Consider the following 24,108-nt stretch of genomic DNA (forward strand, 5'->3'; position numbering starts at 1 on the left):
TGAGTAACTATGGTTGAACGAATAGCGAATAAAGATAAAGTAATTGCCGCAAATGAACGAATAAAGGAAAGAGAATTTTGGTTAGAAAACTTATCAGGGGAACTGGCTGACTGCCATTTCCCTTATGATTACCGGACATCAAACAAACAGGTGAATTTATCAAATGTTAGCATAAAACTAAAAGAGGAATTGTCCGAGAAGATTTTAAAGTTAGCAAATGGATCAGATCTTCAATTGCACATGATTCTTACTGCTGGACTTACTTTGCTGTTAAATAAATATACTAGATTGCAAGATATATCCATTGGTACACCTGTTTTAAAACAAGACAATGATACTAACCTTATTAATACTTTGTTAGTTTTAAGACATGGTCTTGAGGAACATATGACATTTAGACAAATTCTCCAGCATGTTAGTACAGTAATGGTTAGTGCTTTAGAACATCAAAATTTCCCATTGGAAAGTTTACAACCAGTTTTGAGTAACTACCTTCCAGAGGGGCGTAATTATCCATTCCGTACTGCAATTTTGCTAGAGGAAATTCAAGATTTAAATTATTTAAGTGAGAGCAATGCTGAGATTATATTCTCTTTCCGTCAAGTAAATGGGTGTATAGAAGGTGATATGTATTTTAATGAGCATCTATACAAAACATCTACTGTTACGCGATTTGGTCATCATTTTATAGACTTGTTAGAGCAAGTTTTACTACAACCGAATACGCCGCATATAGATTTAGATTGGGTTAGTGATAATGATATAAGAGAGTTAATGACATTTAATCAAACTGAGTTAGATTACCCGCATCATTTAACGGTGATACAGTTATTTGAAGAACAAGTCATGCATAATCCAAATAAACTTGCTGTTTCTGATGACAAAAGAGAAATAACATACGCTAAATTAAAAGAAAAGGTAGATCTGGTTGCCAGTTCTCTACATAAAAAAGGAATTGGAAAAGGACACATTGTTGGTCTTATGATGGATCGATCCATTGATGCAGTCATTGCAATGCTAGGTATTTTAAAAAGTGGGGCTGCTTATTTACCTATTAACATATATTTGCCGTATAAACGGATAGAGGCGATGCTAAAAGAATGTAAATCTCCACTTTGTATAGTAAAACCAGAGGTTATTAGTGAAGATTTTACAAGAGAAATCCAGGATTGTAGTATGGTGAGTTTTAATGAACTACTTGAAACAGAGTTGATTAGTTTCCCTTCAGTAAGTACACCTTACGATTTGGCATATGTTATTTTCACCTCTGGAACTACAGGTAATCCTAAAGGAATTATGGTTGAAAATCGTAGTGTTGTAAATTTAATATTTGGGTTAAAAAATGAAATATATGATAAATATAGTTCTTCTATGCGAATCGGGTTAGTTTCACCTTTTGAGTTTGACGCTTCAGTACAAAACATGTTTGGTGCGCTTCTATTAGGAAATAGTTTATTTATAGTACCTGAGGAAGCAAGAACTGATGGGCAGGAGTTAATTAATTTTTATCAAGAAAAGCAAATAAATATTGCTGATGGAACGCCGATGCATCTTCGATTATTAACTAATTTTATAGATGAAGAGGTAGAATATTCATTTAAACATTTTATTATTGCTGGAGAGGAATTACCACCGAAATTAGCACGGAAGTTCCTTGGTTTATTTAATGAAAACTGCCGACCAAATTTAACAAATGCTTATGGACCTACAGAGACAACTGTAGATTCTACATGTTATCATGTTCAGCACGCTGAGTTAGAATTTATGAATCAATTACCAATAGGAAGACCTCTAGCTAATCAAAAAGTTTATATTATGGGTGATAATCAACAATTACAACCCGTTGGAATTCCTGGGGAATTGTGTATTTCAGGAGAAGGATTAGCAAGAGGTTATTTAAATCAACCTAAGTTAACTATGGAGAAATTTGTTCCTATACAAATCAACAAAGAGGGTTCTTCTATTATAGATGACAAGGTATATCGTACTGGAGACTTAGCTCGCTGGTTACCAGATGGAAACCTTGAATATTTAGGTCGTATGGATGATCAAGTCAAAATTCGTGGATTACGAATTGAATTAGGAGAAATAGAAAAGCAACTATTACGTTATCCTGAAATTGGTGAAGCTATTGTAATTACACGTAAAAAAGAGGGAGAAGATGCTCCGGTTTTATGTGCATATGTTGTTATGAATTCTTCAGCTAAAGTAGAAGAGGTACGCCAATTCCTTAGAGAGTATTTACCTTTTTATATGATTCCTGCATACATCATCCCGATTGAGCAGTTTCCAATCTCATCAAACGGTAAAATAGATCGGAAAGCTCTTCCAGATCCAATTTGGGAGCAATCCACAGCTTTATTTATTGAACCACGTAATGAAATTGAACAAATGCTCTCTGAGATATGGAAAGTAGTACTTGGAATAGAGAAAATAGGTGTGAATGATAACTTTTTCGAATTAGGAGGTAATTCGTTACAAATTACTTCTGTTGTTTCACACATATATAAACGTTTAGGTGTAGATGTACCTATACGTGAAATGTTTCAAAGGCCTACAATTATGCTATTAGCGGAGTATATAGAGAAATATGAAGGGAAGAAAAATTATTCTCAAATTGAGATCGTACCTGATAGAGAATTTTATCAAGCTTCTTCTTCACAAAAAAGATTATATATATTAAACCGCTTTGCTGGAATAGGAACTGCCTACAATATACCAGGTGCAATGTTAATAGAAGGTGAGTTTGATTTTATAAAGGCAGAACAATGTGTCAAAGAATTAGTAGAACGTCATGAATCATTAAGAACTTCATTCCAATTTATTAAAGGTGAACCAGTTCAATTTATTCATGATAGTTTAGATATTAGAATTGAACATTTATATAAATCTGATAGATCAACAATTGAAGAGCTAATACAGGAATTTGTTCGTCCTTTTCAGTTAGATAGGGCTCCACTTATGCGCATCGGTTTAATGAAATTAGAATTCAATCAATATCTGTTACTATTTGATCTTCATCACATAATAGCAGATGGAGTATCTTTAGCGAAGTTAGAAAAAGAGTTTATAGATTTATATTCAGGCAAAACCTTAGAGCCTATTAAAATACAATACAAAGATTATGCCAATTGGCAAACCAATCGTTTACATGATGAAGGGCTGAAAGAAATTGAAGAGTATTGGGTAGAGAAGTTTAAAGGTGAGTTACCAATTCTTATGTTCCCAACCGATAAGCCACGTGGGCTAAATCAAACTTTTGAAGGTGATAGATTAGTATTCCATTTAACACCTGAACTTTCTAATAAATTAAAATCCTTTGCGGATGAAAGAGAAGCTACTTTATATATGGTACTTCTTTCGTCACTAAATATAGTATTGCATGTGTATACGCAACAGGAAGATATTATAGTAGGTTCTCCAATTGCAGGAAGAATTCATCATGATCTTGAGCCTCTCATAGGTATGTTTGTAAATACTCTACCTATGAGAAATCATCCTAAAGCGGAAAAGACGATAATTCAATTCTTAAATGAAGTAAAAGAAAATGCGCTAGAAGCATTTCAATATCAAGAATACCCATTTGATGAGTTAGTAAATAAGTTAGACATGGCTTATCATACTAATCGAAATCCTGTATTTGATGTCATGTTAGTAATGCAGAATATCGGAAGAACATCAGAAAAAATAAAAGATATTACATTTAAATCATACGAAATTAAGCATCAAGCTTCAAAGGTAGATATGAGTATAGAAGTATTTCCGGAAGAAGAGGGTCTGCGATTAGAATTGGAATACGCGACAGGACTATATTATCCGCAAACTATAGAGCGGTTTATGATGCATTTTATAAATACGCTAGAGTGGATGGTAGCTAATCCTGAAGCGAAAATTGAAGACGTTAATGTTTTAAGTAAAAGTGAATCCACAAGGATGTTAAATGAACTTAATAATACAAAATTAGATTTTACTCAGGGTAAATTAGTTCATCAATTTTTTGAGGATCAGGTTGAAAGTAAACCAGAAGAAATCGCAGTTATTTCAAATGATATACCGTACAGTTATTCGTATATCAATAATCGAGCAAATCAGCTTGCTCGTATTCTTAGACAAAAAGGTGTAGATCAGGAAACTAAAATTGGTATCGTTGTGGAAAGATCCGTAGAAATGATTATAGCTATATTTGCTGCGCTAAAATCTGGAGCTGCATATGTACCAATTGATCCTGAATATCCAAAGCGTCGAATGGAACATATTTTAGGGGATTGTAATCCTCAATTTGTACTTACAGAATCTAAATACGTAGGTGAAATTCCATTTGTAGGAGAGATTATTGATTTAAAGCAAGAAAATTTGTACGTTGGTGATACAAGTAACCTGGAGGTTACTGGAAAACCAAATAACTTAGCTTATATTTTATATACCTCAGGTTCTACAGGTAGACCAAAAGGAGTCATGATTGAACATTGTAGTATTGTGAATTTCTTATTTTCAATGACTCATTTATATCCTATGGATGAATCAGATACGTATTTACTGAAGACGCCTTATATATTTGATGTATCTGTTTTAGAGTTGTTTGGGTGGACCATAGTAGGTAGTAAATTAGTAATAATGGAAAATGGGGAACATCGAAACCCAAGGGCAATTTTAAGAACTATAGATAAATATGATGTAAAATTATTAAATTTTGTACCGTCTATGTTTAGGGCATTCGTAAATACACTTAATAATGAAAATTGCCAGGTTTTAAATAAAGTAAAGTATATATTACTTGCGGGTGAAGCTTTGACACATGAGGTGGTTAATAAATTTAAAAAGCATCGACTATCGACTCAAATAGAAAATATGTATGGTCCTACTGAGGCGACGGTTATCGCAAGTACATTTTCACTTCAAGAAAGTGAAAACTATAATACTATTCCTATTGGAAAGCCTATTCCGAATGTAAGGCTTTATATACTTAATCAAAAACAGAGACTTCAGCCTATTGGCGCGGTAGGAGAGCTGTATATTGCGGGAGAAGGGCTTGCAAGAGGATATGTAAATCAAATGAGATTAACTGAAGAAAAGTTTTTACCAGACCCATTTGTAAAAGGGGAGAAAATGTACAGGACAGGAGATCTTTCACGCTGGTTACCTGATGGGAATATAGAATTCCTCGGTAGAAATGATGAACAATTAAAAATTAGAGGATATCGAATTGAGCCAGGGGAAATTTTAGATGCTTTATCTTCACATCATGCAATTAAAGAAGCAGTGATAGTAGACATTCAAGATGAAGATGGGCAGAAAAAACTTGTAGCTTATTTCGTAGCAAAATCACCTGTATCCATTTCTGATTTGAAATTGCATCTTGCGAAATTAGTTCCGAGTTATATGATACCTACTTTCTTTGTTGAAGTTGAAAACATACCATTAACACCAAGTGGAAAGGTTGATCGACATTCCTTACCTTCACCTAGATCTTTACCTAAGAATGAGGAGGAGAGTATGATGTCTCCTAGTAATGAGTTAGAATCTCGTTTGGTTGAAATATGGAAAAGTATATTGAAGATTGAAGCTGTCGGTGTAGAGGATGATTTCTTTGACTTAGGAGGAAATTCTCTACTAGCTATTGAGCTTGATCTTGCTTTAGAAAACGAGAATCTTAATACGGACGACTTAGTCGCATATACAAAACGCAATATTAAACAACTAGCTGCTTATATAGCAGAAAAGAAAAATAATTAGTATTACTTCATATTGTAAACACGACTTTTAAGAGTTTAAATTTACACTTGCTATACTGTGGGATTAAAGGAGCTTTCCCTCTTAGCTTTCTAGAATGTTAGTGTTTATTCTGGTGACTATGAGTTAGGGAATTCTCCTCCCTATTATAGAATGATTAAAATAAAAAAGTGATTCGAGAAATAAGATTCTTTATATGAAATGCGTTAATAATAATTGATAGCTTTTTAAAGAATATATACATATCTCTGTCAACTTAGTATAGAGAAATAACCAAATTACAATAGTTTTTCCTGTGGGTAAAAATATAGAGGTGAGTAAATGGGAAATTATACTTCTTCAATCTTATATGATGTAGAGCCTTGTAAAAGTTCTGAACAGAATTGTATTGATGATGTAATTGCTACGTTAGCTAATTGGTTTAAGCGTAAACATTATTTAATGTACGCTAGATTATGGGATTTTGGTTTTTCTCCTGTCGATAATGGAAATCTAGGGGATGGTTTATATACAGAGTCTGGTTATTTTGTAAGTGATTTAGAAAAATATCATGGTATAAAAAGTACTATATTTGATACAGATTCATCCGATGAAGGATTTGAAATTATATTAGAACAATTATACTCGGGATTTCCTGTGGTGGTAACCATGAATGCATACTGGCTTCCTTGGGATGAGAATTATCTAAAAAATCATATTGTTCATTCATTTGTTATTGTAGGATATGAGCCCGAAGAAGACTGTTTAATTATTACCGATCCATATTTTATGGTTAAAAATGCACAATTTTCAACAGAACTTTTTCATAAGGGTTATCAAAAAGTAAGTACTTTAAAAGTTACTGAAGATGAAATCACAGACATACAATCGATTACAACCGATTTGTCAAATTGGATAAAACATATAAAAGATGAAAAACATATTTTTTCACAAATGCACCTTTTTGCTACGAAACTAATAAGTAGGTTTGATTTAAATAAAGAGACAGATGGATATTTAGACTTTAATGATGTCCCGTTATTCTCACATTTAGGTCAAGTTGTAGATGGCCGAGTGAAGTTTTCAAAAATGCTTTCGTTTCTTGGTGAGCGTTATCACTCGGACTTCCAAACTATCGCTGAATCTATGAAGACAGCAGCTGCCAATTGGGGAGTAATTCGTGGATCATTGATAAAAATGCACTTAACAAAATCAGTAACTAAAGAAGGAATAGTAAACATTTCAGATAAAATTCACCAGGCTGCAGAATACGAGCAAAATTTAGCTGAACAAATAATGACATTTCTTTTTTCTGTTATAGAAGGTAATACAAAGAATGTAATTATAGATTCTTCTCCATCGATGGAGACTACTAATTATGTAAAACCACTCGATAATATGGAGAGAAAGCTAGTTGATATATGGAAAGAAGTTATAGGTAATCCTTGTATTGGTGTGGAAGATAATTTTTTCGCACTTGGTGGTCATTCCCTTCATGCTACTGTAATCAACGCTAAAATATGGAAAGAATTTAACGTACAATTATCATTGGCAAATCTTTTTGAGTATCCAACAATAAGCACTTTAAGTCATTTTATTAAAAATTCAAAAGAAAATAGGTTGCAAGATATAGAAATAGTACCGGAATCTGAGGTATACCCGGTTTCATCGACTCAAAAAAGAATGATGTTATTACAAGAGATGGATGGGGCACAGATGACATACAATGTACCAAGTTGTTTTATTCTTAAAGGAACGGTGGACCGGAAAAGGATAGAATTAGTCTTTGAAAAGCTTATTAAACGCCATGAAATACTCAGAACACAGTTTGAGTGGCAGGGGGATCAGTTAGTACAGAGAGTATTAGAACAGGTAACATTTGAGCTAGAAATGATAAAGGGAGATTATAAAGAATGGTTACAACCATTTAATCTTTCTAAGGTTCCGTTAATGCGGGCTGGACTAAAGGAGTTAAAAGATCATAGTTATTTACTTGTAATTGACCTTCATCACATCATAACAGATGGCGTGTCTTTAAGTATCTTTATGCATGATTTTAAGGCCCTATATGCTGGGGAAACATTGCCGGAAAATCGTTTGCAATATAAAGATTATGCTGTGTGGGAACAAAAATTATTATCTTCTAAAGAATTTGATATCCATGAGAAATACTGGGAAGAATTATTCTCAGGGGATATACCAGTTCTTGAATTACCATATGATCGAGGTCGACCACCTGTAAAGAGTTTTGAGGGTGAACAATATAATTTCCAAGTAAACAAGGAAATTACTCGAAAAATAAAAAAAATAGCACTAGAAACTGATACGACACCTTTTATGTTACTTATGGCTACCTTCACTATTTTTCTGTACAAGCATGGGGAACAAAAGGATGTCATTATAGGATCACCAGTTGCAGGTAGGCCGCATGCTGATCTGTTACCTCTTATGGGGCTGTTTGTAAATACAATTGCATTACGTTATCAAATAAATCCAGATCAATCTTTTATTAATCACTTGAAAAAAGTGAAAAACGATACGTTAGAAGCTTTCGAACATCAGGTGTATCCATTTGATCAGTTAGTGGAAAAATTAGATCTTTCTAGAGACTTAAGCCGAAGTGCTTTATTTGATGTCATGTTTGTATTACAAAATTCTGATGAAAAACATACAGTTGTGGATGGATTAGAAATTAGCACGGAAACAAACACAGATACACTAACAAGTAAGTTTGATTTAACTCTTATTGCTGAAGAAAATAAAGATATATATGAATTCACTTTTGAATATGCTACATCTTTATTTGATAAATCAACAATAGTAGAATTTGGACGGCGATTTAAGCTTCTATTAGAAGAAATAACAACTCATCCTAATGTTAGTCTAAAAGATATTCAAATGTTAACAAGTGAGGAAAAAGAACTTGTTTTATCTGCGACTCAGGAGAAAGAAAAAATAAAAATAGAGACTGATTTTAATTGGGATATAGGTTAATTGATTTCCCAGGTCTCAGAAGGAGTAATTACATGGATAATCATGAAAAAATACGTCAATACATTAAAAAAAATCTTATTATTTTTAATGCAGAGGAAACTATTGTTGCTAATGATGACAACATATTTGAAAAAGGTTATGTAAATTCGCTCTTTGCTATGCAAATGTTAAATTTCATAGAAACAGAGTTTGATATAGTAGTAGATAATGATGAACTTGATATTATTAACTTTTCTACTATTAATAATATGGTTGATCTAATTAACAAAAAGAAGAATGGGAATTTCACAGTATGAGTAATGCAGAAGAGATTCTGGGAGTAGTTGATGAGTTTGCGGAAAAGAAGCTTCGGCCTCGAGCAAGTGAGTTTGAAAGTAATGAAGAGCTTCCTTATGATGTGATACAAGAAATCTCAAGTTATGGTGTATTGGGTGCAACGATACCAAAAGAATATGGTGGGCTTTCTCTTGATTCTTTAGATTATGGTCGTCTTACTGAAATCATTGGTAAAGCTTGTAATTCGGTTCGTGAATTACTTACAGTTCATGTATCTTTAGTAGGGGAGTCAATTAAAAGGTGGGGGACTGAAGAGCAAAAGAGAAAATGGTTACCTGAGATGGCAAAGGGGAACGTATTATTTTCATTTGCCCTAACTGAGCCAGAGGTTGGTTCTGATGCAAAAGCGGTTGGAACTTCCTATAAACAAGTTAATGATCATTTTATTCTTAATGGGCACAAAAAATGGATTTCTTTTGCTGACATTGCGGATTGTTTTTTAGTTTTTGCGTCTAGTGAGGGAAAAGTTAGCGCTTTTATTGTTGAACGGTCAATGACGGGTGTTTCTACAAATAAAATGAGTAAACTGTTAGCAAGTAATTCCTCGCATATAGCTGAGATTCATTTGCAAGATGTAAAGGTACCAGCTGAAAATTTGTTAGGACCAATTGGGGGTGGATGGAGTTATGTAGTTAACACAGCTCTTGATCATGGTAGATATAGTATTGCCTGGGCGGGAGTAGCCATTGCTCAAGAAGCACTAGAAGCAATGGTAGCTTATTCAAGAAGAAGAAAACAAGGAAATAAATATATATGTGAATATGAAGCAATTCAAACAATTTTAGCAGAAGCAAGTGTAAATATAAAAGCAGCTCGTTCGTTATGCCAAGAGGCTGGGAAAAAGCGTCAGGATAGACATACTGATGCTGTAATTGAAACAACCATTGCAAAATATTTTGCCTCAAAGATGGCTATGAAGGTAGCCACAGACGCTGTCCAAGTGTTTGGTGGAAACGGGTTTTCAAGAGAATATCCTGTTGAGCGTTTATTTAGGGAAGCAAAGGTTTTAGAAATTATTGAAGGTACCTCGCAGGTACTTCAGCCAATTATTGCGCAGCATGCACTTCACACTTGTTCTCAAAAGGGAGGACTTTTAAGAATATGATTTATGAATTGGTAAAAGAAAAGGATGAATTCAAACAAATATCTCCACTTCTCGTTGATTATAAGAACCATCCAATACTTAATGGTATAGCTCATGGTTACAATAAGGGACATATTTATGTGGATAATCCTAATAACCCTAGATGTGCACTTGTATGGGCAGAACAAGAAATTTTTTATTTATTAGGTGATCCTACAAGTAATTTTGTTTCAAGTCTACCAACTTTTATTAAAGAAGTAATTGCACCTGAGGCTCAGCAGATAGGGGATGACTTTTTTCAGGTTGAATTATTACCCGAATCAAAATGGAAACAGGTTGTCGAGGAACAATTGCAAATGTTTATTCCTAAACCTTACACTCGAGTAACATTTACTTTTGATCCGGAGTCTTATAATAAGTTATCTAAACCTAATATGCCTGATGAGGTAACGGTGGAACGTATTACAATCGACATGTTATCAGATAAAAAGTTCGCAATGGTACGGGATGATATTGTTGATTTTTGGGAGTCAACTCAGGATTTCATTCGAAATGGATTTGGTTATGTAGTAATGGTACATGAACAAGTTGTAACTAGTTGCTTATCGGTTTTTTCGACAGATACTGATGTGGAAATTGGAATTAACACTTATGATTTATTCCAGCGAGGTAAAGGGTATGCTTGGTTGGCTGCAAGAGCATTCTTGGATGACTGTTTAAAACAAGGAAGAACACCACATTGGAAGACAGAGGATTTTCGTATTCCATCTATTAAACTAGCGGGAAAAGTTGGATTCACAAATCTTCAAACCTATACAGCTTATGTGTTTCCTTATAACGAATTAGATAATTTTGTTTTTACCGCATACCATCAACTAAGATACTATTCAGATTTTAATAAAGCTAGTGAGTTTGTACAAAAAGCTCGTACTGTAGGAGATTTAAATGCATGGCATCACTTTTTACTTTCATGTGGTTATTCATTAATTGATAGAATTGATCTTTCGTTAAAGCATATGAATCTTGCACTGGATTTAGGATGGAATGATGTATCAGATATTCGCTATGTAGTTGATTTAGTGAATTTAAGAAAAACTGAAGAGGGACGAGCTTTATTAGATAGAGTTGAAGATAGCTTAAGATGAAAAAAAGGGAGATAAAAAGATGAATATTGTATTTATGTTTCCTGGCGTAGGATCCCATTATTCTGGAATGGGTAAGTACCTTTATGAAAACTTCCCTGTAGCACGTGAGATATTTGAAGAAGCAAGTGACACTCTAAAAATAGACATGGCTTCCCTTTGTATGGAGAAGATATACAAAGCTGACCTTGAAAAGTTACAAAATTCACAGACTGCTTTAGTAACAACTAGCATGGCAGCTTTTCGAGTTTTTGAACAGGAAATAGGCAATAAACCAGAGGCAATGATTGGATATTCTTTGGGAGAATATACAGCTCTATGTGCTTCTGGAGCAATTGCATTTTCAGATACCTTAAAATTAGTACAAGAACGTAGTACGATTTTGAGTAGCTATGCATTGACTATAGATGGAACTATGGCATGGGTTAACAATCTTGCTCCAGAAATTGTTGAAGGTATTTGTTCAGAATTGTCAACCAAGGGACAGGAAGTATATATATCGGCTTATGACACTCCAAATAAAACATCAATTTCTGGTACAAACTCTGCGGTTCAGTTAGCTTGTGAAATGGTAGTAGAGCATGGGGGAATTGCAATCCCCCTTAAATTAAGTGGGCCATTTCATTCTCCTATGATGCAACCTGCTGCTGAAAAATATAAGAGTGTACTAGAAAATATAGATATGAAACAGCCATTAGTACCTGTCATAGCGAATCATGATAGTTCAATGTATAAAGGTGTAGAAAATATAAGAGAAAACCTTTACTTACAATTAATAAAGCCTGTGAAATGGTTGGACATGATTCACTATCTAATGAATCAAGGGTCTATGAAAGCTATTGAAATGGGACCAAAGGAAGTCTTGAAGTATCTTCTGCAAGCTATTAACCCTGCTATATCGACATTTAATTATGAAAGGGAGAAAGATATCCTAAATACAAAAAATTCTTTTACATTACAAGAATCTGATTATGAAGAAGTTATATCAGGGTGTTTAACTGTAGTTGTAAGTACAAAAAATTATAATACAGATTTAAGTGATTATCAGAAAAAGGTAGTACTCCCATTTCAAAAGGTCCAAAGTCAATTGGAAGAAAAAATTAATTCGGGGTATTCAGTGGAGAAAAGTGATGTAGAAGAAGCAATCCAAATGATGAAAACAGCACTTACTGAAAAACAGATTAAAGAGAGAGAACAAAAACGTTACCTGCAAAGAGTTCTTCAATGTAAAAGTTTTTAGATATAAATTATAAATATATTAAGGGAGCGATGATGGATAAATGTTCAAGAAAATTGGTATTGTAGGTGCTGGAACAATGGGGATCGGCATGGCAGTAGATTTAGTACTGCATGGTCTAGAAACGGTATTAATTGATGTTACAGAAGAGCAGTTAGAAATAGCGGAAGAGAAAATATTAGAGACAGTTCGCTTTGCTCCTCTAATTAATAAAGCATTTCCTAGAATGCATAAGGAAGAAGTACTTTCGTTAATAAGTAGCTCTACTAATCTTGATGAAGTGGCTGAATGTGATTATATAGTAGAAAATGTTCCAGAAAACTGGCAAATTAAAGAGCCGATCTATAGAAGATTAGATGAGATATGTAAAAAGGATACAATTTTTGGAGTCAATACGTCTTGTATCTCAATAACAAAAGTAGGAGGAGTAACAAAGCGTCCAGATAAAATAATAGGAATGCATTTTATGAATCCGGTATATATGAAACCATCTATAGAAGTTATTAGAGGGTATTTAACTTCAGATGAAACGGTCGAAAAAGCTCAATCTTTCCTCAAACAATTAGATAAAGATGCAATTGTGGTTAATGATCAGACTGGGTTTGTTTCTAACCGTATCTCCCACTTATTCATGAATGAATCGGCTTGGGTCGTAATGGATGGTGTAGCAACACCTAAACAGGTAGACGATATATTTAAAAAATGCTTTGGACACACAATGGGTCCATTAGAAACAGCAGATTTAATTGGGTTAGATACAGTATTACATTCATTAAATGTACTTTATGAGGAATATCAAGATCCAAAGTTTAGATGTTGTCCATTACTTAAAAAGATGGTGGATGCAGGTGAATGTGGTAGAAAGAGTGGTAAAGGTTTTTACGCTTATTAAAATTAAAAATTACAAATAGGGGTGTATAAAATGCAAGATAAAAACTTAGAACAAATTATTCATATGTATATTCAAGATCATGTAGGTATTGAATTTAATGATGATACTGAGATTTTTGAAGAAGGATTAGTTAATTCTTTATTTGCAATCCAATTGATGACTTTTCTTGAAAAAGAATTTGCCATAAAGGTAACTATGGATGACTTAGATATGGATAACTATAAGTCTGTAAATTCTATTGGTAATTTTATAAGAAATAAGCAAATGGTTCGGTAATGGACATGAAACAATACTTAGAGCCATCTCAATATAAAATGTATCAGAATTTTTTGGATTTTGTTTGTGAAAATATAGAACCTTACGCTAATAGTTGGGAGATTGAACAGGGCATTCCATCAGACATAATAAAGACTTGTGCTAAAAATGGTTATTTAGGTGGAACACTTCCAGCAGAGTATGGTGGATTAGAATGGGATTATGTAACGTATGGGTTATTTACTGAAGCAATAGCAAGAGGCAGTGTCTCTCTTTCGGGATTATTTAATGTCCATACGATGGTAACAGAAACGATTTTAAAATGGGGAACAGAAAATCAAAAAAATCAGTGGTTACCATTACTTGCATCTGGTAATCAAATAGCTGCATTAGCCCTTACTGAACCTGGAGCAGGATCAGATTTAAATATGATTAAAACGAACTTCGATCAACACGGGGATAAATTAATACTTAATGGAGTGAAGAAGTGGATCACTTTTGGTGCAGCTGCTGATGTGTTTTTGGTATTTGGAAAACTAAATGGTGAACAACCAGTTGCCTGTTTAGTACCAAAAGATAGTGCGGGTGTAAATGTTACTCATATAAGAGACATGCTTGGATTTAAAGCTGCATATTTGGCAGAAATTGAATTCAATAATGTAGAAATACCTTTAGAAAATATCATTGGTAGACCAGGATTTGCTTTTACTTACCTTGCACCGTATGCTTTAGAATTTGGGCGTATTTCAATTGCCTTTGCTGCTCTTGGTGTATTACGTACTTGTTTAGAAATCTGTGGGAATCATGTATTACATAGAAGTTCATTTGGTAACTCTCTAATTGATCATGGCATGATTTCACATATGATTACGGATATGGGAGTAGATTTAGAAGCTTCTATACTACTTAGTTTAGAAGCTTGTAAGGCCAAAAATGAGCATCGAGCTGATGCTACTGAAAAGATTATGATTGCAAAATATTTTGCATCGCGCTCAGGTACAAGGCATTCAACGAATGCTGTACAGATTATGGGAGCACTTGGTTGTAATGATAATTATTCAATATCAAGGTGCTTTAGAGATTCTAAAACAATGGAGATCGTTGAGGGGAGTAATCAGATTCATCAGCTATTACTTGGTAAGGGATTTGCTAAAAAAGCGAAACGTGCCATTGAAAAAATACCTGTAACAAAAGGAGTGATACAACCCGGATGAGTACATGTATACAGAAGCTGTTTGAAGAACAAGTAGTCCGTACGCCAGATGAGGTTGCTGTTATTTTTAAAAAAGAAACATTAACCTATAAGGAATTAAATGAAAAAAGTAACCAATTAGCTCGTCTTTTACGTGAAGGTGGAGTTGGTCCAGATACAGTTGTAGGTATTATGGTAGAGCGATCTATCGAAATGGTTGTCGGAATTTTCGGGATATTGAAAGCGGGCGGAGCATATCTTCCGCTTTCCCCGAATCATCCATCATCACGATTACAATTCATTATAGAAGATAGCGGTGCTAAATTAATACTTACGCAAAAGCAAATCCTACATCGATTTCAAGATAGTTTGAAAGCTGATATGTTGGCTTTAGATTCGATTTCCTATGAAGGAAAGAGTGAAAATCTAGAGTGTATTAACAAACCCTCTGATCTTGTGTACGTAATATACACTTCCGGTTCAACCGGGAAACCTAAGGGTGTTATGATTGAGCATTCGGCCTTAATAAATCGAATTGAGTGGATGCAAGAGGCTTATCCAATTAGTTCAAAGGATACTATATTACAAAAGACCCCTTATACATTTGATGTATCCGTATGGGAGATGTTCTGGTGGGCCATAGTTGGAGCCAAAGTATGTATTCTTGCGCCGGGGATGGAGAAGTTTCCACAGGCTATTATTGAGACAACTGAAAGTAATGACGTGACAATTATGCATTTTGTACCATCTATGTTAAGTGCATTTTTACACTATCTTGATGTGACAGGTGAAACTAACCGAATAAAATCGTTGAAACAAGTATTTGTTAGTGGTGAGGCACTACTGTCTCAACATGTAAACCGTTTTAATAAGTTGCTAAATTTCTCTAATGGTACACTTCTTACTAATCTGTACGGACCTACTGAAGCAACCATTGATGTGACTGCTTATGATTGTCCGACACATGAGATTACAGAAGGGAGCGTTCCAATAGGGCGACCAATTAAGAATATTGAGATGTTTGTTGTTGATAAATATGGTAATAAACTTCCGGAAGGCCATATAGGAGAATTATGTATCTCAGGTATAGGATTAGCACGTGGATATGTAAATAGGCCGCAATTAACGGCAGAAAAGTTTGTACAATATTCCCTTGATACCCGTATATATAAAACTGGTGACTTAGCTTTAATAAGATCGGATGGGAATATTGAGTTTCATGGAAGAATTGATTTTCAAGTTAAAGTTAATGGGCTTCGTATTGAGTTAGGGGAAATAGAATCGTGTTTAATGTCTTGTGAAGGAGTTTTACAATGTGCGGTAATTGTAAGACAAGAATCAGAGATGGTAGTTAAGTTAATAGCTTTCTATGAGTCAGAAAATGATATTGAGTTAGAGAGGTTAAAAAAATATCTTCGCTTATTTTTACCAGATTATATGATACCTAACCGTTTTGTACGTGCAAATGAAATGCCATTAACGGATAGCGGAAAGATAGATAGAAAAGCACTTGCCTTATTAGGTTCCGATAAATATTCACACCATACCACACTTGTAGGAGGTTCTGTTAATGAGGAAAGCAGTAAAGATTCATAAAGAAGATATTGAAGATGTAATCGCCCTTACACCAGTGCAGGAAGGTATTCTTTATCATTATTTGAAAGAACCCGAAGGAAAGCTATATCATGAAGAACTTCGACTTTGCTTAACTGGAAAAATTAATATTCCAAAGTTTGAAGAGGCGTGGAATTATGTAACGCGGGAAAATGAAATGCTGCGTACAATTTTTCGATGGGAAAAAGTTAAACAACCTGTACAACTTATACTAAAAGAGCATACTCCGAACATTATTTATAGTGATGGCAAAGTATCTAATGATACAGAAAGCTTTGATTTACAAACAGTTCCCTTTTCTATCGAACTGTGCCATTTGAACGAAGGCGAATATGAAATGGTTTTACGTCATCATCATATTTTGTTTGATGGTTGGAGTAATGGTATTATTTTACAAGAGTTTATTAAGGTATATCGAGAGTTAATAAAGGGAGATGTACCATCATCTATAAATAAAAAGAAATTTAAAGAATATATACTATGGCAACAAAAACAAGATAAATCAAAACAAAAGCTTTTTTGGGAACAATATTTAAATGAATTAACTGAACAAATAAATTTATCCAATAAAAATTCTAATCAACTAAAAAAAGCAAAAACATATGTAAAAGAGATAGATAAAGAGCAAAGTGATAGATTTCGAAGTTTTGCAAGTAATCAAGGTGTAACATTGGCTACATTATTCTATACAGCCTGGGGTCTATTATTACAAAGGTACAAAAATTCAGAGGACGTAATATTCGGTACAACAGTATCCGGGCGTTCAATTCCAATGCACGGTCTGAATGAAATGGTAGGTTTATTTATAAATACACCACCACTTCGTGTAAGTGCTGATGGGAGAATGACTGTTTCAGATCTTTTACAAAGAATTCAAAGTGATGTCCAAAGAAGAACTGAATATGAAACGACTCCAATTGTTGATTTAAACGTGTCATTTGACACTATTATGGTAGTTGAGAATTATCCTCTTAATATAGAAAAGCTGAAAGAAATTGATGAAAGTGTAAGAATTTCAGGTTATGAAGTAAATGAAATGACCAACTATGATTTAACCGTCTCAATAGAGTGTTTCGATTCTATTAAACTTGCAATGATGTGGCCTGAAGATCTATTTGATGAATCCATTATTACCAGTATAACTAACCATTTTATACAACTATTAGATTCAATGCTTTTAGATGAAGGACAACCAATACAAACTCTTAAGATGTTAGATGAGGCAGAAGAAAAGTTTTTGCTTCAAGGTGGTCAAAATCAAAGTGCTACATTCCCACACACAACACTTCATCAATTAATTGAGATGCAAGCTGAAAAGCATCCTGAGAGAGTGGCACTTACATTTGAGAATAGTGAGATGACTTATGGAGAATTGAATGAGCGTGCGGATAAAGTGGCATTTGCTCTTCTAAAAGAAGGTGTAACTTTAGATTCGCCAGTAGCTGTAATGTTGGATTACTCATTTAATATGATTATCTCTCTACTTGGTATTTTAAAAGCAGGTGGGGCTTATGTTCCAATTGATCCTGATTATCCGCAGGAACGCATTGATTTTATTCTTCAAGATAGTGGTTCAAATGTAATAATAACCTCAAATTTATTTGAGGATAAAGTTAAATTTGATAGCACAATACTTTTTATTGAAGAACTTAATAAGACACCGATGCAAGATTTCGACAGAGTAGATGTTGCCCCAAATAATTTAGCATATGTCATTTATACTTCTGGAACAACAGGACGTCCTAAAGGGGTTATGATTGAACATAGTAATGTAATACAACTTGTCATGCATCAACCAAATAGTTTTAAATTCTCTAGTAATGATGTGTGGTTACTATTTCATTCTTTCTGTTTTGATATGTCAGTTTGGGAGATATTTGGATCACTTACTTATGGTGGACGTCTTGTCCTGGCAACAAAAGAAACAATCCGTGATACGTATAAACTTGCTCAGTTGATTGCAGATGAGGGAGTAACGGTATTGAATCAAACTCCATCTGCATTCTATGTTTTTCAACAAGTAGTTGAAGAGATGCCTAAACTTGCTTTTAAAATTAGGTTAATTACATTTGGAGGGGAAATGCTGAAGCCAGGTTTACTGCAAAGTTGGTTTAAGCGTTCACCTAATACGGTCATAGTAAATATGTATGGAATAACTGAGACAACAGTACATGTTACTTATAAGGAAATTGGAGAAAAAGAAATGCACAGTAATCTTAGTGCTATAGGCGTGCCTCTTCCTACGTATTCGTGCTATGTATTTGACAAACATATGAATCCTACACCTAAGGGAATGCAAGGGGAACTTTATGTTGGAGGGTATGGAGTTGCGCGGGGATATCTAAATCGTCCTGAACTAAACAGTGAACGTTTTATACAGAATCCTTATAATCCAAGTGAAAGATTATATAGATCAGGAGATTTAGTCCGTATTCTTGAAAATGGCGAAATGGAGTATATAGGTCGTAGTGATCATCAAGTGAAGATACGTGGTTATCGAATTGAAACAGGAGAAATAGAACATCATTTACAACAGCATGCGGATGTGAAGGAAGCGGTAGTTTTATCTATTGCTTTTGGAGAGGAACAAGAACTGTGTGCTTATATACTAACTGATCAAGATATATCTCAAAATGAATTACGTTATTATCTTACTGACAAAATACCTTCGTATATGATACCTATGTATTTTGTACTTTTAAGTGAAATGCCATTAACTACGAATGGAAAAGTTAATCGTCGTGCTTTACCTAAGCCTACTAAGTTAGTACAACCAAATGATTTACTAGATGAGCTTGAAACAACGGTAGCTGATGTTTGGAAGGAAGTTTTGGGGGTAGAAAAAGTAGGGTTGTATGATAATTTCTTTGATGTTGGAGGGAACTCCTTAAAAATGGTTCGATTGTTCTCTCGTTTACGAAGCAAGTTTGAAAAAGAACTTACAATGCCTATGTTATTCCGATACCCAACGGTTCATGATCAAGCTTCCTACTTTAGAAGTGATAATGCTATGGAACACCAACCTGAAGAAGTTAAGAAAGAAAATCTTTTATCTATGAATAAAAATGATGTAGCAGTGGTTGGTATGGCGGTTCGTATGCCAGGCGCTTCTAATCTTAAGCAATTCTGGTCAAATTTAGAACAAGGGATAGAATCCATTCGTACATTTACAGATGAAGAACTTAGTGAGATGGGCATACCAAAAGAAGTGATTCAAAAACCAAATTATATAAAATCTAAAGGGTATTTAGAAGATGTAGATGCATTTGATAATGAATTTTTTGATTACAGTCTAAAAGAAGCTGAAATGATGGATCCACAACTGCGAATACTTCATGAATGCGCATGGGAAGCACTAGAACAAGCAGGTGAGGTTAATTCTTCTCATATGGATACAGGAGTTTATGTTGGAGGATCACCAAATTTCCACTGGCTTCGTTCTATTGCTAGTGAATTTTCTAATACATTAGAAGATTTCCAAGCAATGTTGTTAAACGAAAAAGATTTCTTTGCTACTCGATTGGCTTATAAATTAAATCTAAAAGGACCAGCGATTACAGTACAAACAGCTTGTTCTACCTCCTTAGTTGCTATTCAAAACGCATGGGCAGATCTTATCGATGGACGATGCGACATAGCCTTGGCCGGGGGAGTAAGTATAACTTATCCAACAAAAACAGGATATTTATATGAAGATGGTATGATTTTCTCACCAGATGGTCATTGTCGAGCTTTTGATAAGGATGCTCAAGGAACAGTGGGTGGAAATGGTGCTGGTATTGTAGTACTGAAAAGGTTAGAGGACGCTCTTCGAGATGGGAATTTAATACATGGAGTTATTAAGGGGGCTGCAGTAAACAATGATGGGTCCAATAAGGCTGGATTTACAGCGCCAGGGGTTGATGGACAAGCTGCTGTTATAAAATCGGCTCATGAAATAGCTGGCGTTAAGCCTGAAGAAATCTCATATATAGAAACTCATGGTACTGGTACGCAACTAGGTGATCCTATAGAAGTAGAAGCATTGAAGTTAGCTTTTGGTAAGCAAGAACCAGGTAGAGTTTTAATTGGATCAGTGAAGACGAACATTGGACATTTAGATGCTGCAGCAGGAGTTGGAGGATTTATAAAGACGGTCTTAGCTTTAAAAAACAAGAAAATTCCGCCGAGCCTTCATTATAATAACCCAAACCCTAGCATTGATTTTGGAAAAAATCCGTTTCGTGTAAATACGGAACTTATCCCATGGAAAGAAGAGGTAAGAAGAGCGGGTGTTAGTTCGTTTGGGATGGGTGGAACTAATGCACATATAGTGTTAGAGTCTGTTCCTGACAATGCTAAGAATTTTGAAAAACAATCTTGGAACTTATTAACTGTTTCAGCAAAAACAGAGGAATCCTTAGATAAAGCTACTAACGATCTATTATTGCATTTGAAGGAGAATCCAGAGATATCACTATCTGATACAGCTTATACATTACAAAAAGGTCGTCGTGAATTTCCATATAGAACTGCTGTAGTTGCTAATGGAATAGAGGATGCCATAGAAAAACTTGGTGATACGGGACTAGTGAAAACAAACGCAATGGAGAGTAGACCTTTAGCCTTTCTTTTTTCAGGTCAAGGATCACAGTATATCAATATGGGTAGAGATTTATATGAAAATGAACCTGTATTTCGTGAACACGTTGATCAAGGTTTAGCCTTACTCTCAAATTGGTTAGAAATAGACATGAAAAATATTTTGTATCCTACAAAGGAGACAGAGGATAAAGCAACTGAACAGTTAAATAGAACTTCAATGACGCAACCTCTACTATTCACTATTGAATATGCATTAGCCAAGCTTCTAATGAATTGGGGAGTTTATCCAAGGGTCATGTTTGGCCATAGTATTGGTGAGTTTGTAGCAGCTTGTTTAGCAGAAGTAATGTCTTATGAAGATGCATTACATTTAGTAATGATTAGAGGGAAGTTAATGAATAGCGCACCAGAAGGCGCTATGCTAAGTGTAAATTTATCTGTTGAAGAATTAAAAACCTATATAACAGATGATGTAGATATAGCAGCTGTAAATTCCTCTCAACATTCAGTAATTTCTGGTACTGTACTTTCAATCAATAAGATTGAGGAATTACTTTTAAATCATGGAGTAAAGACAACGCGTCTATTTACTTCGCATGCTTTCCATTCTCGAATGATGGATGAAGTTCTAGATGCATTTGAGCAAGCTGTAGGAAATATAAAATTATCAAGTCCTAAAATACCTTATATATCTAATGTTACAGGTGAAATGATTACAGCAAATCAAGCCACATCACCTTCTTATTGGGCACAGCATCTACGAAGTACTGTTCAATTTTCAAAGGGATTATCTGAAATTTTTCATTTGAAAAATGTAATTTGCCTTGAGATTGGCCCAGGTAATGCATTATCAACTTTTGTATTAAAACATTTAAATAGAAGTAAAGATCAATTGGCTTTAAACATGTTACGTCATCCTCTGGATAAATCAAATGACTTCGAGCATTTATGCAAGCAAATGGGACGGTTATGGATGCAAGGTGGAACTATAAATTGGAATACTTTTAATAACAGTGAGAATAAAAGGTTATTAGATTTACCAACGTATCCTTTCATGAAAAAACGATTTAAAGCTGATCCATTTTTTAATACTCAATCTCAGAGTTTAACTCAGGAAACAAGAGGCCATAATAAACAGGCTAATATTAAAGACTGGTTTTATTTGCCTTCTTGGGAACGCAAAACATTAAAATCTATACAAATAAAGAAAGAACAAAAATATAAATGGCTTATTTTCAATGATCATCTAAATCGATTCAATCGACTGATAGAAAAATTAAAAAGAGAAGGTCATGATGTAATTGAAGTTAAAACAGGTGGTGTTTTCTCTGAAAAATCCGACGGTTTATATACGATATGTCCATCTCAAAAAATGCATTATGAAATGCTATTTTCAGAATTAGAACAAAAAGATTTATTACCAAATAAGATTATACATGCTTGGAGCTTTAATCCAGTTAATGAGGTTATTCTCGATCAAGAGAGAATTGAACGATCAATGGATGAAGGATATTATTCGTTACTTTATATTGCACAAGCAATTGGGAAAATTAATTATGAGGGAGCATTACAGTTAAACATTTTTACTGACCGTATGTTTGAAGTTACAGGTACAGAGCTGAACTTAAAGCCAGAGCAAGCTACAATTCTAGGCTTTTCAAAAATATGCAATCTTGAGTTTCAAAATATAAAATGTCGTACCATTGATATGGATACAGATTCTCAACAAATGTTTGAAGAAGCGGGTTTAATGGAGAGTTTTGTGGATTCTACTGATATAGTTGTAGCTTATCGAGGACGTCATCGATGGGCGCAAACGATTATTCAAAGTCCTTTTGAGGAAGAAGATGTAGAAATTGATAGATTACGAGAGGGTGGCGTTTATTTAATTACTGGTGGACTTGGTGGAATTGGATTTGAAATTGCAAAAGATTTAGCTAATAGAGTACCAAATGTCAAACTTATATTGATTGGCCGCTCAGAGTTCCCACCTCGTAATCAATGGGAACAGTACTTAGAAAATAAAGACGAGCGTGTAAGCCGAGTTATTTCTGATTTGTTGACAATGGAGTCTCAAGGTGCAGAATACATGATCCTAAGTTCTGATGTTTCCAATCAAGATGATATGAAACAGGCAATTGATAAGGCTAAATCTCGTTTTGGTTCTATTAATGGCGTAATTCATGCAGCAGGTGTCGCTGATTATCTAGGTATTATGATGAATCGTGAAAAAGAATCTAATAATAAAATTTTAGCTCCGAAAATTAAAGGTACACTAGTACTCGATGCTTTATTAAAAGATGAACCAATTGATTTCTTCGTATTATGTTCATCAATTGGTAATGTGGCGTATCATATGAAATTTGGTCAGAGTGGTTATAATGCAGCGAATGAATTTTTAGATGCATTTGCGTTTTATAAGCGGGCTCATGATGGAGTGTTCACTGTAGCTATTAATTGGCCAGATTGGCAAGAGGTGGGTATGTCACTTAAGTCGGCTGAAATATGGGCAAAGCAATTTAATATGGATATGGAAAGTGTATTACATGATGGTGTAACTGTAGAAGAGGGTTTAAAAGTATTCCGTAGTATCATCAATAGAAATCAACAACAAGTCGTGGTTTCTCCAATAGATTTACATTGGAAACTTTTAAATGGTGCCAACTATTATAATGAACTATTGGAAAAAGGAAGTAAGAATAGATTAAAGCAGAATCGTTCAGATGTTTCCACAACGTATAGACCACCAACTAATGAAATTGAACAACAATTATACGAATTATTAAAAGATATGTTTGGAATCGAAGAAATAGGAATTTACGATAATTTCTTCGATCTAGGAATGAGTTCTTTAGATCTTGTTCGTATTAATGTGAAATTAAAAGAGGCCTTTAAACGAGACTTACCTATAGTTGTTCTTTATGAGCATACGTCAATTAAATCTCTTGCTAAATATTTAAGTAATCAAGAAGTAAATAACAATTTAACAAATAAAAAAGAGTTATTGAAAGCGAAATCGGTTATGAAAAATACATTATCTGCTTTAAAAAGTAGAAAGTAGTAAAGGGA

The 24,108-nt window shown here is 34.2% G+C and carries 11 protein-coding genes; all 11 read left to right on the forward strand.

What is annotated here, in order from left to right; translation table 11 throughout:
* Positions 1–9 precede the first annotated feature (9 nt).
* The 11 genes from D1166_RS15700 (at position 10) to D1166_RS15750 (ending at position 24,100) form a co-directional block, all read left to right on the forward strand.
* Positions 10–5,733: a non-ribosomal peptide synthetase gene (locus D1166_RS15700; RefSeq protein WP_098316013.1), complete on the forward strand. Its 5,724-nt coding sequence runs from the start codon at positions 10–12 to the stop codon at positions 5,731–5,733.
* A gap of 318 nt (positions 5,734–6,051) precedes the next feature.
* On the forward strand, positions 6,052–8,703 hold the full coding sequence (locus D1166_RS15705) for a condensation domain-containing protein (protein ID WP_098316012.1): 2,652 nt from the start codon (positions 6,052–6,054) through the stop codon (positions 8,701–8,703).
* Positions 8,704–8,735: 32 nt separating this feature from the next.
* Positions 8,736–8,999 carry an acyl carrier protein gene (locus D1166_RS15710; protein WP_000368639.1) on the forward strand — a complete coding sequence of 88 codons (264 nt, stop codon included), beginning with the start codon at positions 8,736–8,738 and terminating at the stop codon, positions 8,997–8,999.
* Entirely contained in the window at positions 8,996–10,144 is a 1,149-nt protein-coding gene (locus D1166_RS15715) for an acyl-CoA dehydrogenase family protein (protein WP_097880057.1), read from the forward strand. Before D1166_RS15710 ends, D1166_RS15715 begins: the two co-directional genes overlap by 4 nt.
* Positions 10,141–11,268, forward strand: coding sequence for a GNAT family N-acetyltransferase (locus D1166_RS15720; protein ID WP_098316010.1), 1,128 nt, complete (start codon positions 10,141–10,143; stop codon positions 11,266–11,268). Before D1166_RS15715 ends, D1166_RS15720 begins: the two co-directional genes overlap by 4 nt.
* 19 nt (positions 11,269–11,287) lie before the next feature.
* Positions 11,288–12,505, forward strand: a complete 1,218-nt coding sequence (locus tag D1166_RS15725; protein ID WP_001028182.1) for an ACP S-malonyltransferase — start codon at positions 11,288–11,290, stop codon at positions 12,503–12,505.
* Positions 12,506–12,545: 40 nt separating this feature from the next.
* Positions 12,546–13,394, forward strand: coding sequence for a 3-hydroxyacyl-CoA dehydrogenase family protein (locus tag D1166_RS15730; protein ID WP_000473347.1), 849 nt, complete (start codon positions 12,546–12,548; stop codon positions 13,392–13,394).
* A 30-nt stretch (positions 13,395–13,424) separates the two neighbouring features.
* Complete coding sequence (locus tag D1166_RS15735) at positions 13,425–13,670, forward strand: acyl carrier protein (RefSeq protein WP_001152970.1); 246 nt, start codon at positions 13,425–13,427, stop codon at positions 13,668–13,670.
* Positions 13,670–14,863 (forward strand): acyl-CoA dehydrogenase family protein, encoded by a 1,194-nt coding sequence (locus D1166_RS15740; RefSeq protein ID WP_097850581.1) that lies wholly within the window; start codon positions 13,670–13,672, stop codon positions 14,861–14,863. The genes D1166_RS15735 and D1166_RS15740 overlap by 1 nt, the downstream gene beginning before the upstream one ends.
* A complete protein-coding gene (gene zmaJ, locus D1166_RS15745) occupies positions 14,860–16,437 on the forward strand; it encodes a zwittermicin A synthase ZmaJ (RefSeq protein WP_097880054.1) in 1,578 nt (525 codons plus the stop codon). The genes D1166_RS15740 and zmaJ overlap by 4 nt, the downstream gene beginning before the upstream one ends.
* On the forward strand, positions 16,412–24,100 hold the full coding sequence (locus D1166_RS15750; RefSeq protein ID WP_098316008.1) for a hybrid non-ribosomal peptide synthetase/type I polyketide synthase: 7,689 nt from the start codon (positions 16,412–16,414) through the stop codon (positions 24,098–24,100). The genes zmaJ and D1166_RS15750 overlap by 26 nt, the downstream gene beginning before the upstream one ends.
* The last annotated feature ends 8 nt before the right edge of the window (positions 24,101–24,108 follow it).

The sequence above is a fragment of the Bacillus sp. ISO11 genome (genome assembly GCF_003458115.1).
Lineage (GTDB): Bacteria > Bacillota > Bacilli > Bacillales > Bacillaceae_G > Bacillus_A > Bacillus_A cereus.

Excerpts from the sequence above, each read along its gene's own strand:
- D1166_RS15700 (WP_098316013.1), top strand. The coding sequence starts at position 10 with ATGGTTGAACGAATAGCGAATAAAGATAAAGTAATTGCCGCAAATGAA.
- D1166_RS15705 (WP_098316012.1), top strand. The coding sequence starts at position 6,052 with ATGGGAAATTATACTTCTTCAATCTTATATGATGTAGAGCCTTGTAAA.
- D1166_RS15710 (WP_000368639.1), top strand. The coding sequence starts at position 8,736 with ATGGATAATCATGAAAAAATACGTCAATACATTAAAAAAAATCTTATT.
- D1166_RS15715 (WP_097880057.1), top strand. The coding sequence starts at position 8,996 with ATGAGTAATGCAGAAGAGATTCTGGGAGTAGTTGATGAGTTTGCGGAA.
- D1166_RS15720 (WP_098316010.1), top strand. The coding sequence starts at position 10,141 with ATGATTTATGAATTGGTAAAAGAAAAGGATGAATTCAAACAAATATCT.
- D1166_RS15725 (WP_001028182.1), top strand. The coding sequence starts at position 11,288 with ATGAATATTGTATTTATGTTTCCTGGCGTAGGATCCCATTATTCTGGA.
- D1166_RS15730 (WP_000473347.1), top strand. The coding sequence starts at position 12,546 with ATGTTCAAGAAAATTGGTATTGTAGGTGCTGGAACAATGGGGATCGGC.
- D1166_RS15735 (WP_001152970.1), top strand. The coding sequence starts at position 13,425 with ATGCAAGATAAAAACTTAGAACAAATTATTCATATGTATATTCAAGAT.
- D1166_RS15740 (WP_097850581.1), top strand. The coding sequence starts at position 13,670 with ATGGACATGAAACAATACTTAGAGCCATCTCAATATAAAATGTATCAG.
- zmaJ (WP_097880054.1), top strand. The coding sequence starts at position 14,860 with ATGAGTACATGTATACAGAAGCTGTTTGAAGAACAAGTAGTCCGTACG.
- D1166_RS15750 (WP_098316008.1), top strand. The coding sequence starts at position 16,412 with ATGAGGAAAGCAGTAAAGATTCATAAAGAAGATATTGAAGATGTAATC.